The sequence below is a fragment of the Pseudomonas sp. R3.Fl genome (assembly GCF_023516765.1).
Classification (GTDB): Bacteria; Pseudomonadota; Gammaproteobacteria; order Pseudomonadales; family Pseudomonadaceae; genus Pseudomonas; species Pseudomonas citronellolis.
The window spans coordinates 3,103,052-3,118,467 of sequence record NZ_JAMGSO010000001.1 but is presented as its reverse complement, the minus strand read 5'-3'; the positions used below and the strand labels follow the sequence as shown (position 1 = coordinate 3,118,467).

Genomic DNA, 15,416 nt, shown 5'->3' with positions numbered 1-15,416 from the left:
CGCTTCCTGCGCGAGAGATGAATGCCTGGATTATGAAGCGCGGCGAGGTGGCGTCAATTGGCCTTCATCACATTCCTATATGTAAGGTCGGTCAAGGCGACCGAGCGGTTATCCCCAGCTCGGCCGGCAGCCGTGTCGGCCGGGGGATGCGCACGCGTTTCTGGCGGTTCAGCTCGCCGCTCTCGAGTATTACCGCGCTTTTCGGCACGCCGAAGGCCTTGCCGAGGAACGCCAGCAGGTGGGCGTTGGCCTTGCCTTCCACCGGCGGGGCGGTGAGGCGGATCTTCAGGCGTTCGCCGTGCAGCCCGGCGAACTCGTCGCGGCTCGCCTTGGGCTGCAGGTGGCAATCGAGGATCAGGTCCTCGCCGTCCCAGCGGTAGAAGCTCATTGGCGTGTCGAACTCCCGGAGCGCGCGAGCTAGAGCGAGACGAGGCGGAAACAGCCGGGGATGCGCAGTTTACGTTCTGTAAATGAGCAATCACCGGCTGTTTCCAACGCTGTATCGCCGACGCGCAGCCGCTCCCTGTTTACATGAACGGGCTCAGGATTTGCGGCATGCCGGTCATGGCTGCCAGGTTGCCTATTACCAGCATGTCGAGCAGCTTCAGTGCGATGAAGGCGAAGATCGGCGAGATGTCCAGCCCGCCGAGGTTCGGCAGCAGCTTGCGGAAGGGCGCCAGCAGCGGCTCGCAGATCTGGTTCACCAGCTGCGCGCCGGGGTTGTAGCTGCCCGGGGCGACCCAGGAGAGGATCACGCTGATGATCAGGGCGAAGAAGAACACCTTGAGGAACAGCGAGGTCACCGCGATCACCGACCACACCAGCAGTTGCAGGACGTAGCCGCCGACGCCGTAGCCCATCAGCGTCAGGGTGACGATCATCAGCACCAGCTGGACCAGGATGGCCAGCACCAGCGACGCCAGGTCGATGCCGCCGAAGCCGGGGATCACCCGGCGCAGCGGGTTCAGCAGCGGCTTGGTGGCGCGCACGATGAACTGGCTCAGCGGGTTGTAGAAGTCGGCGCGCACCAGCTGCAGGATGAAGCGCAGCAGGACGATCAGCAGGTAGAGGCTGCCGAGTGTCTGGATGACATAGATGGCAGCGGTGGAAAGTCCGGTCATGTAAGGCTCCTCATTGCCCCAGTTGTTCGGCCAGTTCGGCGGAACGGTGGTCGGCGGCGGCCAGGGCGCGCTCGACCAGTGCTTCGAATCCATTCGCCTGGAAGGAGGTGATGGCGGCTTCGGTGGTGCCCTTGGGCGATGTCACGCGGCGGCGCAGTTCGGCCGGGCCGACGTCGCTGGCCACCGCCATGCGCGCGGCGCCCAGGGCGGTCTGCAGGGTCAGGCGGGCGGCGACCTCGGGGCTCAGGCCGAGCTTCTCGCCGGCGGCGGTCATGGCTTCCATCAGCAGGAAGAAGTAGGCCGGGCCGCTGCCGGAGACGGCGGTGACGGCGTCGATCTGCTTCTCTCCGTCCAGCCACAGGGCGATGCCCACGGCGCCCAGCAGCTGTTCGGCCTGCTGGCGCTGGGCCGGGCTGACCTGGGCGGTGGCGTACAGGCCGCTGGCGCCTTCGCCCAGCAGCGCCGGGGTGTTGGGCATGCAGCGTACCAGCAGCTCGGTGCCCAGCCAGCGCGACAGGCTGGCGCAGGGAATGCCGGCGGCGATGGAGACGATCAGCTGGCCCGGTTCGAGCAGCGCGGCCAGGGGCTCGCAGACCTGCTTCATGACCTGCGGCTTGACCGCCAGGACCACCACGTCGGCGCCGGCGATGGCGCTGGCGTTGTCCTCGAACACCTCGATGCCGTGCTCGGCGGCGATCTTCGCGCGCTGTTCGGCGCCCGGGTCGCTGGCGCGGATGTGGCTGGCGGGCACGCCCTGGGCGCGCAGGCCACCGATCAGGCTGGCGGCCATGTTGCCGGCGCCGATGAAAGCGATGCGGGTGCTGCTCATGGGTTGTGTTCCTTGATCAAGAATGGGGACCGTAGTCGCGCGCGCCGAACAGCGCGGTGCCGATGCGCACCCAGGTGGCGCCTTCGGCGATGGCGGCTTCGAGGTCGTGGCTCATGCCCATGGACAGGGTGTCCAGGCCGAGGTTCAGGGCAGTCAGGAGTTCCCGCAGGCGGGCGAAGGCGGCGCGCTGGGCGGCGACGTCCTCGGTGGGCTCGGGGATGGCCATCAGCCCGCGCAGCTTCAGGTTGGGCAGGGCGGCCACGGCGCGGGCCAGGGCCGGCAGCTCCTCGGGGGCGCAGCCGGACTTGCTGGCCTCGCCGCTGACGTTCACCTGCAGGCAGACGTTGAGCGGCGGCAGGTGCGCCGGGCGCTGTGCGGACAGGCGCTCGGCGACCTTCAGGCGGTCCACCGAGTGCACCCAGTGGAAGTGCTCGGCGATGGGCCGCGTCTTGTTCGACTGGATGGGGCCGATGAAATGCCAGGTGAGCGCCAGGTCGGCCAGTTCCACCTGCTTGCCGAGGGCTTCCTGCAGGTAGTTCTCGCCGAAATCGTCGAGGCCGGCGGCATGGGCTTCGCGGATGTCGGCGGCGGGCTTGGTCTTGCTCACCGCCAGCAGCGCAACGCTGCCCGAAGCCCGCCCGCAAGCTTGCTCCGCCTCACGGATACGCTCGCGAACCTTTGCAATATTCTCTGCTATCGTGGACATTACCTGCGCTCTGAGGCCCGGCTGCTGCAAGTTCAGCGGCATTCTACCTGCTTGCATTGGATTGGGGAGTCCCATGGATATTACCGAGTTGCTCGCCTTCAGCGCCAAGCAAGGCGCTTCGGACCTGCACCTCTCGGCCGGCCTGCCGCCGATGATCCGCGTCGACGGCGACGTGCGCCGCATCAACCTGCCGCCGCTGGAGCACAAGCAGGTGCACGCGCTGATCTACGACATCATGAACGACAAGCAGCGCAAGGATTTCGAGGAATTCCTGGAAACCGACTTCTCCTTCGAAGTGCCGGGTGTGGCGCGTTTCCGCGTCAACGCCTTCAACCAGAACCGCGGCGCCGGCGCCGTGTTCCGGACCATTCCCTCCAAGGTGCTGACCATGGAGGACCTGGGCATGGGCGAAGTGTTCAAGCGGGTTTCCGACGTGCCGCGCGGGCTGGTGCTGGTGACCGGGCCGACCGGTTCGGGCAAGTCCACCTCGCTCGCGGCGATGCTCGACTACCTGAACAACACCAAGTACAGCCACATCCTCACCGTCGAGGACCCGATCGAGTTCGTCCACGAATCGAAGAAGTGCCTGGTCAACCAGCGCGAGGTGCACCGCGACACCCTCGGCTTCAACGAGGCGCTGCGCTCGGCCCTGCGTGAGGACCCGGACATCATCCTGGTCGGCGAGATGCGCGACCTGGAGACCATCCGCCTGGCGCTGACCGCCGCGGAAACCGGCCACTTGGTGTTCGGCACCCTGCACACCACCTCCGCGGCCAAGACCATCGACCGTATCGTCGACGTGTTCCCCGCCGAGGAGAAGGCCATGGTCCGTTCCATGCTCTCCGAATCGCTGCAGGCGGTGATCTCGCAGACGCTGCTGAAGAAGATCGGCGGCGGCCGGGTGGCGGCCCACGAGATCATGATCGGCACCCCGGCGATCCGCAACCTGATCCGCGAGGACAAGGTGGCGCAGATGTACTCGGCCATCCAGACCGGCGGCGCGCTGGGCATGCAGACCCTCGACATGTGCCTCAAGGGCCTGGTCGCCAAGGGCCTGGTGACCCGCGACGCGGCGAAGGAAAAGGCGAAGATCCCGGAAAACTTCTGATTCTCCCCGGGCCTGGTGCCCGGCCAGGCGGCGCGGCACACGCACGGGCGGCCTGGATGACAGTCGAATCGCACAGTGCGTGAACGAATCAGGTTGGATCGATCATGGAATTCGAGAAGCTTCTGCGGCTGATGGTGGAGAAGGGTGCCTCGGACCTCTTCGTCACCGCCGGCGTGCCCCCGTCGATGAAGGTCAACGGCAAGGTGCTGCCGGTGACCAAGACCCCGCTGTCGCCCGAGCAGACCCGCGAGACGGTGCTGGCGGTGATGAACGAGCAGCAGCGCCGCGACTTCGCCGAGCACCACGAGTGCAACTTCGCCATCAGCGCCCGCGGCATCGGCCGTTTCCGCGTCAGCGCCTTCTACCAGCGCAACCTGGTGGGCATGGTGCTGCGCCGCATCGAGACCAACATCCCGACCATCGAGGACCTCAAGCTGCCGGAGATCCTCAAGAAACTGGCCATGACCAAGCGCGGGCTGGTGATCTTCGTCGGCGCCACCGGCACCGGCAAGTCTACTTCGCTGGCGGCGATGATCGGCTACCGCAACAAGAACTCCACCGGGCACATCATCTCCATCGAGGACCCGATCGAGTACATCCACCAGCACCAGGGCTGCATCGTCACCCAGCGCGAGGTGGGGCTGGACACCGACACCTTCGAGGTGGCGCTGAAGAACACCCTGCGCCAGGCGCCGGACGTGATCATGATCGGCGAGGTGCGCTCGCGCGAGACCATGGAGCACGCCGTGGCCTTCGCCGAGACCGGCCACCTGTGCCTGGCCACCCTGCACGCCAACAACGCCAACCAGGCGCTGGAGCGGATCATCCACTTCTTCCCGGCCGACCGGCACCAGCAGATCTGGATGGACCTGTCGCTGAACCTCAAGGCCATCGTCGCCCAGCAGCTGGTGCCGACCCCGGATGGCAAGGGCCGCCGCGCGGTGATCGAGGTGCTGTTGAATACCCCGCTGGCCGCTGACCTGATCCGCAAGGGTGAGGTGCATGAGCTGAAGCCGTTGATGAAGCGTTCCACCGAGCAGGGTATGCAGACCTTCGATCAGGCGCTGTATCAGCTCTATTCCCAGGGGGAGATCACCTATGAGGATGCGCTGGCCTATGCTGATTCGGCCAACGATCTGCGGTTGATGATCAAGCTTGGGTCGGAGACCGATGCTGATCATCTGTCGAGCATGACTCAGGGGTTGACCCTGGAGCTGAGTGACGACGATCCGAACCGTCGTTTCCGCTGAGCCGCTCCCCCTAGCTTTCTCCCGGAGGGCGAGGGGGCTGTTCTGAGCAGCTTGTAGGCCAGGCACTGTCCTCCCACCTCCGTCATTCCCGCGAACGCGGGAACCCAGAGACTTTTGGGTTGGGTTCGGTGTAGCGCGCCGCTCCGAGTCTGCGGAGATTTTTTGTTTCGCCCCCTCGGGCGAGTCCCTTTTGTCAAACGCCACAAAAGGAACCAAAAAGGCTTGCCCCAACATACGGGCCCGATGGAGCCGGGCTACCCTCACGAACTCCCCCGCCACGGAGGCCCGCCCCGAGGGTACGTCCCTGTAGCCCGCGGGGCTCTCGCGACATCCATGTCGCATGACCTCCTGAGCGCGGGTTTCGCTCGGCCTTCTGAAGGGGCGTTTCGGAGTGCGCGGATGTTTCTCTGGAAATCCCAAAGCCGCTTTTGCTTTTCGTAGGAGCGAGCTTGCTCGCGAACCCCGCATTCACTGGGTTCCCGCGTTCGCGGGAATGACGGGGGTGGGTGAGGAGTTTCAGGATGACTCCAAACTCCCCTCCCACTCTGAACGGCCCCCTCTCCCTCTGGGAGAGGGCTGGGGTGAGGGTGCGGAGCCAGCCCTGGGCACCTTCGCCGACCCACCGCATCGCTTGAATGAACAGTATTACGTTCTCAGATGGGCTTTTGCCGCCCGCGGCTTTGTATTCCCCACAACTTTTCTTACAGTGGTGGCAAACCCGCCGCGACCGCGTCGGTCGAATCCAGGAATCCCCGCCAAGGAGCGCTCCATGCCCAATACCCCCGACACCCACAGCAAGGTCATCGGCTACCTGCTGTGGATCTTCGGCTTCACCGGTTCGCACCGCTTCTACTATGGCAAGCCGGTGAGCGGGACCATCTGGTTCTTCACCCTCGGGCTGTTCTTCATCGGCTGGATCATCGACCTGTTCCTGATCCCCTCGATGGATGACGAGGCCGACCTGCGCTACCGCAGCGGCGCCCTGGACTACAACGTGGCCTGGATACTGCTGACCTTCCTCGGCGTGTTCGGCGTGCACCGCATGTACATGGGCAAGTGGCTGACCGGCATCCTCTACCTGTTCACCGGCGGCCTGTTCTTCATCGGCGTGCTCTACGACTTCTGGACGCTCAACGCCCAGGTCTCCGAGCGCAACGGCCCGCAGCGGCTGTAAGCGTTCCTTGCCAGAAAGCCCGCCTTCCGGCGGGCTTTTTCGTCAGCCGGCATGGCGACGGGCGCGTCGCCGGCCTATGGTCAGGAAGACCATAAAGGCGCGCCGCCGGGCGATCCCCGCGGCGCCGACAAGGAGTGGATGCCATGAGCAACGAACTTCGTCCTGCCGTACTCGACCTGATCGGCAACACGCCGCTGGTGCAGGTCAGCCGCTTCGATACCGGCCCCTGCACCCTGTTCCTCAAGCTGGAATCGCAGAACCCCGGCGGCTCGATCAAGGACCGCATCGGCGTGGCCATGATCGAGACCGCCGAGCGCGACGGCCGCCTGCAGCCCGGCGGGACCATAGTCGAGGCCACCGCCGGCAACACCGGCCTGGGCCTGGCCCTGGTGGGCCGCGCCAAAGGCTACCGGGTAGTGCTGGTGGTGCCGGACAAGATGTCCAGCGAGAAGGTCCTGCACCTCAAGGCCATGGGCGCCGAGGTGCACATCACCCGCTCCGACGTCGGCAAGGGCCACCCGGAGTACTACCAGGACGTGGCCGCGCGCCTGGCCGCGGAAATCCCCGGGGCCTTCTTCGCCGACCAGTTCAACAACCCGGCCAACCCCCTGGCCCACGAAACCAGCACCGCCCCGGAAATCTGGCAGCAGACCGGCCATGACCTGGACGCCATCGTCGTTGGCGTCGGTTCCGCCGGCACCCTCACCGGGCTGACGCGCTTCTTCCGCCAGGTGCAGCCGAACCTGGAGATGGTCCTGGCCGACCCGGTGGGCTCGGTGATGGCCGGCTACGTGCGCGACGGCACCCTGGGCGAGGTCGGTTCCTGGGCGGTGGAAGGCATAGGCGAGGACTTCATTCCCTCCATCGCCGACCTCTCCAGCGTGCGCCACGCCTATTCCATCAGCGACGAGGAAAGCTTCGCCCACGCCCGCGAACTGCTGCGCGCCGAGGGCATTCCCGGCGGTTCCTCCACCGGCACCCTGCTGGCCGCCGCCTTGCGCTACTGCCGCGAGCAGACGCAGCCCAAGCGCGTGCTCAGCTTCGTCTGCGATACCGGCACGCGCTACCTGTCCAAGGTCTACAACGACCAGTGGATGACCGACCAGGGGTTGCTGCAACGCAAGCGCTACGGCGACCTGCGCGACATCATCGCGCGGCGCTTCGAGGAGGGCCGGGTGATCAGCGTGGGGCCGGACGACACCCTGCTCACCGCCTTCCAGCGCATGCGCCTGGCCGACGTCTCGCAACTGCCGGTGCTGGCCAACGGCAGGCTGGTCGGGGTCATCGACGAATCCGATATCCTGCTGGGCGTGCACACCGACGCCAGCCATTTTCGCCAGCCGGTGGCCAGCGCCATGACCACCCGCCTGGAAACCCTGGCCCCGGACGCCAGCCTGGCCGAACTGCAGGCCGAGCTGGACCGCGGCCTGGTTGCCATCATCGCCGACGCCTCGGGCTTCCATGGCCTGATCACCCGTTTCGACTTGCTCAACCACCTCCGGAGAACGCTCCCATGAGCCAGGATTCCCAAGCGCCCCGCGGTTTCGCCACGCGGGTCATCCACGCCGGCCAGGCGCCCGACCCTTCCACCGGCGCGCTGATGCCGCCGATCTACGCCAACTCCACCTACCTGCAGGACAGCCCCGGGGTGCACAAGGGCCTGGACTACGGGCGCTCGCACAACCCCACGCGCTGGGCCCTGGAGCGCTGCGTGGCGGACCTGGAGGGCGGCAGCAAGGCGTTCGCCTTCGCCTCTGGGCTGGCGGCCATCTCGGCGACCCTGGAATTGCTCGATGCCGGCTCGCACATCGTGTCCGGCAACGATATCTACGGCGGCACCTTCCGCCTGTTCGAGCGCGTGCGCCGGCGCAGCGCCGGGCACGAATTCAGCTTCGTCGACCTCACCGACATCGGCGCCATCGAAGCCGCACTGCGCCCCGAGACGCGCATGGTGTGGATCGAGACGCCGAGCAACCCGCTGCTGCGCCTGGCCGACCTGGAGGCCATCGCCCGCCTGTGCCGCAGCCGCGGCATCCTCTGCGTGGCCGACAACACCTTCGCCAGCCCGCGAATCCAGCGCCCGCTGGAACTGGGCTTCGACGTGGTGGTGCACTCGACGACCAAATACCTGAACGGCCACTCCGACGTCATCGGCGGCATCGCCGTGGTCGGCGACAACCCGGAGCTGGCCGAGCGTCTGGGCTTCCTGCAGAACGCCGTGGGCGCCATCGCCGGCCCCTTCGACGCCTTTCTCACCCTGCGCGGAGTGAAAACCCTGGCCCTGCGCATGGAACGGCACTGCGCCAACGCCCTGGAGCTGGCCCAGTGGCTGGAACGCCAGCCACAGGTGGCGCGGGTGCACTACCCGGGCCTGCCCTCGCACCCGCAGCACGAGCTGGCTAGGCGGCAGATGAACGGTTTCGGCGGGATGATCTCCATGGACCTGGCTACTGACCTGGCCGGCTCGAAACGCTTCCTGGAGAACGTGCGCATCTTCGCCCTGGCCGAGAGCCTGGGCGGGGTGGAGAGCCTGATCGAGCATCCGGCGATCATGACCCACGCCACCATTCCGCCGGCTACCCGGGCCGAGCTGGGGATAGGCGATGCGCTGGTGCGGTTGTCGGTGGGGGTGGAGGATGTCGAGGATCTGCGTGCGGATTTGGCGCAGGCGTTGGCGAAGATCTAGAGGCCGACGCTTTTCGTAGGAGCGAGCTTGCTCGCGAACGGTGCCTCTCGGCGATGCTGTGCATGAGGTCACCTCCGTTCCCTCTCCCCAGCCCTCGGCTGCGCGCCCCGCCCTGAAGGGAGAGGGGGCTTGTCCGTGCCGAGAGGAGGAATGGTTTCAACTGGAAACCGCCGAGACAGCCGGCTAACTGCAGCACATCCAACTCTGCCCAACGGTCCCCTCTCCCTTCAGGGAGAGGGTTAGGGAGAGGGCGCTCTATAGCCCAGTACCGAAAGCTCCCGGCAAGCACCCTTCGCGAGCAAGCTCGCTCCTACAGGAAAAGAAAAAGCCCGCCGGATGGCGGGCTTCTTCTTCATGCCTGGGCAACTCAGATGGCATGCACGATATGCCCATCCACCAGCGTACAGCGCACCGCGCCCGGCAGGCAGTGGCCCATGAACGGGCTGTTCTGTCCGCGGGAGTACCAGGTCTCGCCGGCCAGGGTCTGGCCCTCGGCTTCGAACAGCACCAGGTCTGCCGCCTCGCCCACGGCTATGCGGCCGGCCGGCAGGCGCAGCGCGGCGGCCGGGCCGCTGGTCAGGCGCGCCAGCAGGGTCGGCAGGTCGAGCAGGCCGTCCTGCACCAGAGTCATGCCCAGCGGCAGCAGCAGTTCGACGCTGCTGATGCCCGGCTCGGTGTCGGCGAAGGGGGCGTTCTTGGCGTCCGCCTCGTGGGGCTGATGGTGACTGGCGATGGCTTGTATCACGCCGCTCTTCACCGCCTCGCGCAGGGCGTCGCGATCCTTGCGCGAGCGCAGCGGCGGTTGCACGTGGTAGAGGCTGGAGAAGTCGGCCAGGGCCTCGTCGGTGAGGATCAGCTGGTACAGCGCCACGTCGGCGGTCACCGGCAGGCCGCGGGCCTGGGCCTGGGCGATCATCTCCACGCCGCGGGCGCTGGTCAGCTGGCTGAAGTGCGCGCGCACGCCGCTCTGCTCCACCAGCAGCAGGTTGCGGGCCAGGGCCACGGTCTCGGCGCTCTCGGGGATGCCGGCCAGGCCGCGGAAGCTGGCGGTGGGGCCGTCGTGGGCCAGGCCGCCCTGGGCCAGTTCGGCATCCTGGGAGGTGAAGATCACCGTCAGGTCGAAGGTTGCCGCGTACTCCAGAGAGCGCAGCAGCACGCGGTTGCTGGCCAGCGGCGCCAGGCCGTTGCTGAAGGCCACGCAGCCAGCGTCGCGCAGGGCGGCCAGTTCGGACAGCTGCTCGCCGGCCAGGCCGCGGGTCAGCGCGCCTATGGGGAAGACCTTGGCATTGCCGGCCTCGCGGGCGCGGTCGAGGATCAGTTCGGCCACCGCCGGGGTGTCCAGCACCGGCTTGGTCTGCGGCGGGCAGCACAGGCTGGTGACGCCGCCGGCGCTGGCGGCGCGGGTTTCGCTCTCGATGTTGCCCTTGCGGCTGTAGCCCGGCTCACGCAGGGCCACGTTCAGGTCCACCAGGCCGGGCGCGGCGATCAGGCCGGCGGCGTCCAGCTCCTGGGCGGCGTGGAAATCGGCCGGGGCCTGGCCCAGGGCGATGATCCTGCCGGCTTCTATATGGACGTCGCAGACCTGATCAAGGCCGCTGGCCGGGTCGATGACGCGGGCGCCGTGAATGCTGACGGTCATTGCGCGTCCTCCTGTTCCAGCTGGCGTTGGGCGTTCTGCCCGCTCATGGCCATGGACAGCACGGCCATGCGGATGGCGATCCCGTAGGTCACCTGGTTGAGGATCACCGACTGCTCGCCGTCGGCCACCGCGGATTCGATCTCCACGCCGCGGTTGATCGGCCCCGGGTGCATGACGATGGCATCGGGCTTGGCCAGCCTCAGGCGCTTCTGGGTCAGGCCGTAGAGCTTGAAGAACTCGCCTTCGCTGGGCAGCAGGCCGCCCTGCATGCGCTCGCGCTGCAGGCGCAGCATGATGACCACGTCGACGTCCTTGAGGCCTTCGTTGGCGTCGGTGAACACCTTCACCCCGTAGACCTCCTCCAGGCCGATCGGCAGCAGGGTGCGCGGGGCGATGACGCGGATGTCCGGGCAGCCGAGGATCTTCAGCGCCAGCATGTTCGAGCGCGCCACCCGCGAGTGCAGGACGTCGCCGACGATGGCCACCGAGAGGTTCTCGAAGCTGCCCTTGTGGCGGCGGATGGTGAGCATGTCGAGCATGCCCTGGGTCGGGTGCCCGTGGCGGCCGTCACCGCCGTTGATCACAGCCACCCTGGGGCTGACGTGCTCGGCGATGAAGTGCGCCGCGCCCGAGTCGCTGTGGCGCACGACGAACATGTCGGCGGCCATGGCCTCGAGGTTGCGCAGGGTGTCGGTGAGGGTCTCGCCCTTGCTGGTCGAGGAGGTCGACACGTTCAGCGTGATGACGTCGGCGGACAGGCGCTGGGCGGCCAGTTCGAAGGTGGTGCGGGTGCGCGTGGAGTTCTCGAAGAACACGTTGCACACGGTCTTGCCGCGCAGCAGCGGGACCTTCTTCACCGCGCGCGCGCCGACTTCGAGGAAGGAGTCGGCGGTGTCGAGGATTTCGGTCAGCAGCTCGCGGGGCAATCCGTCGAGCGAGAGGAAGTGGCGCAGCTGGCCCTGGTCGTTGAGCTGCAGCGGGCGCTTGGCGTCTGTCGGCATGGGGCAGGCCCTGAAATGTGGAGAGGTGGCGCGCGCGTTCAGAGCGCGCTGATAAGGGTGCGCTCGAGGACGAGTGGTGCGGGACCGCGCAATTTTACCCTTTCATTGGGGGCCAGCGACAGGGTCTGACCGACCACGTCGGGACGGATCGGCAGTTCCCGGGCGTTCAGGTCCAGCAGGCAGACCAGGGTCACGCTGGCCGGGCGGCCGTAGTCGAACAGCTCATTGAGCGCGGCACGGATGGTGCGGCCGCTCATCAGCACGTCGTCGACCAGGACCAGGTGCTGGCCGTCGATCTCGAACGGCAGTTCCGACGGACGGACCTGCGGGTGCAGGCCGCTGCGGGTGAAGTCGTCGCGGTAGAAGGAGACGTCGAGGATGCCGAGAATCTCCTCGCTGTGCAGTTCCTTGAGCAGGGCCTGGGCGACCCAGATGCCGCCGGTGTGGATGCCGACGAAGCGCGGCGTGTCTATGCCGCGCTCGGCGAGGTGGTTGCGCAGGTCGGTGGCCATGCGCGGCAGGAGTTCGGCGGGACTGGGCAGGTTCATGACATCTCCTGGATGACTCGTGGCGGTCCAGGCTGGGCCGCCGTGGATTCCTCGGGCGCCCGTGTGCGGCGGGTACCCGCTCAAGATTAGCGCGTGTGCCGCGGCCGGCACTGCCGCAGGTCAAGCGCCGCCGTGGGCCTCCAGCCAGCCCTCGAGCAGCAGGGCCGCGGCCAGGGCGTCCACCGGGCGTTCGCGGTAGCCGTCGCGCTGGCCCTGGGCCAGGCGCTCGCCCTTGGCGGCGTAGGTGGTCAGGCGCTCGTCGTGGGTGTGCACCGGCAGGTTGTAGCGGCCGTGCAGGCGGCGGGCGAACTTCTCGGCGCGCTCGCTCATCTCGCTGGGCGTGCCGTCCATGTTCAGCGGCAGGCCGACGACGATGGCGTCCGGCTGCCATTCCTTGATCAGCGCCTCGACGCGGTTCCAGTCCGGCACGCCGTTCTGCGCCTTGAGCACGCAGAGTTCGCGGGCCTGGCCGGTGACCGCCTGGCCGACGGCGACGCCGATCTGCTTGGTGCCGTAGTCGAAGCCCAGCAGCAGGCGCGGCGCGGCCATCAGGCGTGCCCGGCCTGGGCGGTGAGCAGGCTGAGATTGATCCCCAGGCGCTGCGCGGCGGCGGCCAGGCGCTGCTCGGCGGGCACGTCGAAGAGCACCTCCAGGTCGGCCGGGCAGGTCAGCCAGGCGTTGTCGGCCAGCTCGGCTTCCAGCTGGCCGGCTTCCCAGCCGGCGTAGCCGAGGGCGATGACGCTCTGCGCGGGGCCGCTGCCGTCGGCGATGGCGAAGAGCACGTCCTGGGAGGTGGAGAGGTTCAGCTCGCCCAGCTCCAGGGTGGCCTGGAACAGTTGCCCGGCCGGGTGCAGGACGAAGCCGCGGTCGGTCTGCACCGGGCCGCCGCTGTAGACGGTGATGCCCTGGCAGCGCGCCGGCGGCAGGGGCTCGGGGCGCAGTTGCTCGAGCACGTCGCTGAGGTTCAGGCCGCTGGGGCGGTTGATCACCAGGCCCATGGCGCCCTGCTCGTTGTGCTCGACCAGGTAGGTCAGGGTCTGGGCGAAATTGGGATCGGCCATGTGCGGCATGGCGATCAGGAAATGGTGCTTGAGGTAGGTGGGCGCTGTGTTCATGGCGCTAGTTTCAGGCTTGGGCGCGCGGCCTGCAAGCCGCCCGGAAGGGGCTATCGACTCGACAGGCGGTCGCCGCGCTCGAAGCGCCAGGTGCGGATGATTTCCAGGCGGTCGATGTCCGCCAGGTCGCCGCTGAACGGGGCGAAGGGCGCGGCCAGGCGGACGATGCGCTGGGCGGCCTGGTCGAGCAGAGGCTGCCCGGAGGATTCCAGCACCTGCACCTCGTACAGCGAGCCGTCGCGGTTGATCGACACCAGCAGCCGCAGGCTGCCGTAGATGCGCTGGCGGCGGGCCTCGTCGGGGTAGTTGAGGTTGCCGATGCGCTCGATCTTCTTGCGCCACTCCTCCTTGTACCAGGCGCCTTTGTCGCGCATGGTCGAGGCGGCGGTCAGGCGGTGGATGCGCGGGCGCTTGGCGTAGGCCTGGCGCTCCTTGGCCAGGTCCGCCTCGAGGCTGGAGATTTCCGCCGACAGCTGGCTGGAGTCGAACTGCGGCGCCGGCTGGGCGACCTGCTCGGCCTTGGGCTTCTGCGGCTTGGCCTGGACCTTCTGCGGCTTCGGCGCCTTGGTGGCCACGGCGGTCTTCGGCGATTCCGCCTCCTTGGCCTGCTTCGGCGTCGGCGGCGGGGCGACCTTCTTCGCCTCGCTGTCCTGGAACGGCGCCTGCTCGGTGGTCTTGGGGATGGCCTTGTGCTCGAGGGTGCCGCTGCCTTCCTGGTTCATCTGCGCCAGGTAGTCGGCCTTCTCCGGCTTCTTCTCGCTCTTGAAGGTGGCCAGGGTGATTTCCAGCGTCTTGCTCAGCTGGCTCGGGTGGGGCATGGAGAAGCCCACGCCGAGGATCAGCGCCACATGCAGCACCGCCGCCACGAACAGGGTGAAGCCCAGGCGGTCCGCCGGGCGGACGCCGGAGGACGGGAAGGCTTGGGGGGAGGTTGCAGCGTTCATTGCATATAGGGTTGGCCGGGGTGGGCGAAGTCTGCTTTCCCCGGCCGCCGCCTGCAAGCGGCAAGCGTCAAGTTGTCGGCTGCGTCAAACTTGCGCCGCCGCCGCGCGGGCCTTGAGCTTGCCCTCGATGGCGTCCATCAGGCGCTCGCCGATGCGGGTGTCGTAGGCCTTGTCGATCTCGCGGATGCAGGTCGGGCTGGTGACGTTGATCTCGGTGAGGTAGTCGCCGATCACGTCCAGGCCGACGAACAGCAGGCCGCGCTCGCGCAACTGCGGGCCGACCTGCTGGGCGATCCAGCGGTCGCGCTCGGTCAGCGGCTGGGCCACGCCGCGGCCGCCGGCGGCGAGGTTGCCGCGCGTCTCGCCCTGGGCCGGGATGCGCGCCAGGCAGTATTCCACCGGCTCGCCGTCGATCATCAGGATGCGCTTGTCGCCGTCCTTGATCTCCGGGATGTAGCGCTGTGCCATGATCTGCTGGTGGCCGTGCAGGGTCAGGGTCTCGAGGATCACCGAGAGGTTCGGGTCGCCCTCGCGGTGGCGGAAGATCATGGTGCCGCCCATGCCTTCGAGGGGTTTGAGAATGATGTCACGATGTTCGGCGGCGAACTCGCGCAGAATGTCGGCGCGCCGTGTGACCAGTGTCGGCGGCGTGCACTGCGGGAACAGCGTGGCGAAGAACTTCTCGTTGCAGTCGCGCAGGCTCTGCGGGCGGTTCACCACCAGGGTGCCGGCGCGCTCGGCCTGTTCCAGCAGGTAGGTGGAATAGATGTACTCGTTGTTGAAGGGCGGGTCCTTGCGCATCAGGATCACGTCCAGCTCGGCGAGCGGCAGGTCGATCTCCTGGTCCAGCTCGTACCAGCGCTCGGCGTCGTCGAAGACCTTCAGGGGGCGGATCTTGGCCCGTGCGGCGTTCGCTTTCTGGTAAAGATCCTGTTGTTCCATGTAGAACAGCGTCCAGCCACGGGCCTGGGCCGCCAGCAGCATCGCCAGGGAGCTGTCCTTCTTGAAGTTGATGCTCGCGATGGGGTCCATCACGATGCCCAGGCGTACGCTCATGGGGAGTCCTCCGAAAGGGGGTGGTGCGGCGACGAACCGCGCCGAAAAGGGCGGAAAAGGATGCTCAGGGTGGCGCCGGATATGTGCCCGGTCAAGGAAAAAGCCAGCGCATCCGGGGTGTTATGGATGGATGCGGGAGAGTGTGCTAAAAGACTCCGACGATTGGGTCGCAGCCCGAACGGTGGCAGGGCGTCAGCGCACTGAATATAAGACAGTAACGATTCACCGAGATGGTAAAA

At 67.3% G+C, this 15,416-nt stretch carries 16 protein-coding genes; 5 read left to right on the top strand and 11 right to left on the bottom strand.

The window, feature by feature from the left end:
• Positions 1 to 91 precede the first annotated feature (91 nt).
• The 4 genes from M8R19_RS13705 to M8R19_RS13690 form a co-directional block, all read right to left on the bottom strand.
• A complete protein-coding gene (locus M8R19_RS13705) occupies positions 92 to 388 on the bottom strand; it encodes a DUF167 domain-containing protein (protein ID WP_249918056.1) in 297 nt (98 codons plus the stop codon).
• A 139-nt stretch (positions 389 to 527) separates the two neighbouring features.
• Entirely contained in the window at positions 528 to 1,121 is a 594-nt protein-coding gene (locus M8R19_RS13700; protein ID WP_009615234.1) for a YggT family protein, read from the bottom strand.
• A gap of 10 nt (positions 1,122 to 1,131) precedes the next feature.
• The gene (proC, locus tag M8R19_RS13695) at positions 1,132 to 1,950 is read right to left on the bottom strand and encodes a pyrroline-5-carboxylate reductase (RefSeq protein ID WP_074977844.1); all 819 of its coding nucleotides are present in this window, start codon (positions 1,948 to 1,950) and stop codon (positions 1,132 to 1,134) included.
• Between the two features lie 16 nt (positions 1,951 to 1,966).
• Positions 1,967 to 2,656: a YggS family pyridoxal phosphate-dependent enzyme gene (locus tag M8R19_RS13690; protein ID WP_249918055.1), complete on the bottom strand. Its 690-nt coding sequence runs from the start codon at positions 2,654 to 2,656 to the stop codon at positions 1,967 to 1,969.
• A 73-nt stretch (positions 2,657 to 2,729) separates the two neighbouring features.
• Here M8R19_RS13690 and pilT point away from each other — a divergent pair, with 73 nt between their 5' ends.
• From pilT to M8R19_RS13665, 5 genes are all read left to right on the top strand, one after another.
• Positions 2,730 to 3,764 carry a type IV pilus twitching motility protein PilT gene (gene pilT, locus M8R19_RS13685; protein ID WP_009615237.1) on the top strand — a complete coding sequence of 345 codons (1,035 nt, stop codon included), beginning with the start codon at positions 2,730 to 2,732 and terminating at the stop codon, positions 3,762 to 3,764.
• A gap of 104 nt (positions 3,765 to 3,868) precedes the next feature.
• Complete coding sequence (gene pilU, locus M8R19_RS13680; protein ID WP_074977840.1) at positions 3,869 to 5,014, top strand: type IV pilus ATPase PilU; 1,146 nt, start codon at positions 3,869 to 3,871, stop codon at positions 5,012 to 5,014.
• Between the two features lie 769 nt (positions 5,015 to 5,783).
• Positions 5,784 to 6,188: an NINE protein gene (locus M8R19_RS13675; RefSeq protein ID WP_074986418.1), complete on the top strand. Its 405-nt coding sequence runs from the start codon at positions 5,784 to 5,786 to the stop codon at positions 6,186 to 6,188.
• 143 nt (positions 6,189 to 6,331) lie between these two features.
• On the top strand, positions 6,332 to 7,705 hold the full coding sequence (locus M8R19_RS13670) for a pyridoxal-phosphate dependent enzyme (protein WP_074986420.1): 1,374 nt from the start codon (positions 6,332 to 6,334) through the stop codon (positions 7,703 to 7,705).
• Complete coding sequence (locus M8R19_RS13665) at positions 7,702 to 8,874, top strand: cystathionine gamma-synthase (RefSeq protein WP_249918054.1); 1,173 nt, start codon at positions 7,702 to 7,704, stop codon at positions 8,872 to 8,874. Before M8R19_RS13670 ends, M8R19_RS13665 begins: the two co-directional genes overlap by 4 nt.
• 367 nt (positions 8,875 to 9,241) lie before the next feature.
• On the opposite strand, the gene M8R19_RS13660 is transcribed toward M8R19_RS13665, so the two are convergent.
• The 7 genes from M8R19_RS13660 to gshB all read right to left on the bottom strand — a co-directional run bounded on the left by M8R19_RS13660 (position 9,242) and on the right by gshB (position 15,177).
• Positions 9,242 to 10,513, bottom strand: a complete 1,272-nt coding sequence (locus M8R19_RS13660; protein WP_074986424.1) for a dihydroorotase — start codon at positions 10,511 to 10,513, stop codon at positions 9,242 to 9,244.
• Entirely contained in the window at positions 10,510 to 11,514 is a 1,005-nt protein-coding gene (locus tag M8R19_RS13655) for an aspartate carbamoyltransferase catalytic subunit (protein WP_249918053.1), read from the bottom strand. The genes M8R19_RS13660 and M8R19_RS13655 overlap by 4 nt, the downstream gene beginning before the upstream one ends.
• Positions 11,515 to 11,552: 38 nt before the next feature.
• Positions 11,553 to 12,062, bottom strand: coding sequence for a bifunctional pyr operon transcriptional regulator/uracil phosphoribosyltransferase PyrR (pyrR, locus tag M8R19_RS13650; protein ID WP_009615244.1), 510 nt, complete (start codon positions 12,060 to 12,062; stop codon positions 11,553 to 11,555).
• Between the two features lie 120 nt (positions 12,063 to 12,182).
• Positions 12,183 to 12,611 carry a Holliday junction resolvase RuvX gene (ruvX, locus tag M8R19_RS13645; protein WP_074986425.1) on the bottom strand — a complete coding sequence of 143 codons (429 nt, stop codon included), beginning with the start codon at positions 12,609 to 12,611 and terminating at the stop codon, positions 12,183 to 12,185.
• The gene (locus tag M8R19_RS13640; RefSeq protein ID WP_074986427.1) at positions 12,611 to 13,177 is read right to left on the bottom strand and encodes a YqgE/AlgH family protein; all 567 of its coding nucleotides are present in this window, start codon (positions 13,175 to 13,177) and stop codon (positions 12,611 to 12,613) included. The genes ruvX and M8R19_RS13640 overlap by 1 nt, the downstream gene beginning before the upstream one ends.
• Positions 13,178 to 13,227: 50 nt before the next feature.
• Positions 13,228 to 14,121 carry an energy transducer TonB gene (locus tag M8R19_RS13635; RefSeq protein ID WP_009615247.1) on the bottom strand — a complete coding sequence of 298 codons (894 nt, stop codon included), beginning with the start codon at positions 14,119 to 14,121 and terminating at the stop codon, positions 13,228 to 13,230.
• 84 nt (positions 14,122 to 14,205) lie between these two features.
• On the bottom strand, positions 14,206 to 15,177 hold the full coding sequence (gene gshB / locus M8R19_RS13630) for a glutathione synthase (RefSeq protein WP_043317848.1): 972 nt from the start codon (positions 15,175 to 15,177) through the stop codon (positions 14,206 to 14,208).
• Positions 15,178 to 15,416 lie beyond the last annotated feature (239 nt).

Bases quoted from the DNA above. Each gene is read 5' to 3' on its own strand.
- M8R19_RS13705 (WP_249918056.1), bottom strand. From the start codon at position 388: ATGAGCTTCTACCGCTGGGACGGCGAGGACCTGATCCTCGATTGCCAC.
- M8R19_RS13700 (WP_009615234.1), bottom strand. From the start codon at position 1,121: ATGACCGGACTTTCCACCGCTGCCATCTATGTCATCCAGACACTCGGC.
- proC (WP_074977844.1), bottom strand. From the start codon at position 1,950: ATGAGCAGCACCCGCATCGCTTTCATCGGCGCCGGCAACATGGCCGCC.
- M8R19_RS13690 (WP_249918055.1), bottom strand. From the start codon at position 2,656: ATGTCCACGATAGCAGAGAATATTGCAAAGGTTCGCGAGCGTATCCGT.
- pilT (WP_009615237.1), top strand. From the start codon at position 2,730: ATGGATATTACCGAGTTGCTCGCCTTCAGCGCCAAGCAAGGCGCTTCG.
- pilU (WP_074977840.1), top strand. From the start codon at position 3,869: ATGGAATTCGAGAAGCTTCTGCGGCTGATGGTGGAGAAGGGTGCCTCG.
- M8R19_RS13675 (WP_074986418.1), top strand. From the start codon at position 5,784: ATGCCCAATACCCCCGACACCCACAGCAAGGTCATCGGCTACCTGCTG.
- M8R19_RS13670 (WP_074986420.1), top strand. From the start codon at position 6,332: ATGAGCAACGAACTTCGTCCTGCCGTACTCGACCTGATCGGCAACACG.
- M8R19_RS13665 (WP_249918054.1), top strand. From the start codon at position 7,702: ATGAGCCAGGATTCCCAAGCGCCCCGCGGTTTCGCCACGCGGGTCATC.
- M8R19_RS13660 (WP_074986424.1), bottom strand. From the start codon at position 10,513: ATGACCGTCAGCATTCACGGCGCCCGCGTCATCGACCCGGCCAGCGGC.
- M8R19_RS13655 (WP_249918053.1), bottom strand. From the start codon at position 11,514: ATGCCGACAGACGCCAAGCGCCCGCTGCAGCTCAACGACCAGGGCCAG.
- pyrR (WP_009615244.1), bottom strand. From the start codon at position 12,062: ATGAACCTGCCCAGTCCCGCCGAACTCCTGCCGCGCATGGCCACCGAC.
- ruvX (WP_074986425.1), bottom strand. From the start codon at position 12,611: ATGGCCGCGCCGCGCCTGCTGCTGGGCTTCGACTACGGCACCAAGCAG.
- M8R19_RS13640 (WP_074986427.1), bottom strand. From the start codon at position 13,177: ATGAACACAGCGCCCACCTACCTCAAGCACCATTTCCTGATCGCCATG.
- M8R19_RS13635 (WP_009615247.1), bottom strand. From the start codon at position 14,121: ATGAACGCTGCAACCTCCCCCCAAGCCTTCCCGTCCTCCGGCGTCCGC.
- gshB (WP_043317848.1), bottom strand. From the start codon at position 15,177: ATGAGCGTACGCCTGGGCATCGTGATGGACCCCATCGCGAGCATCAAC.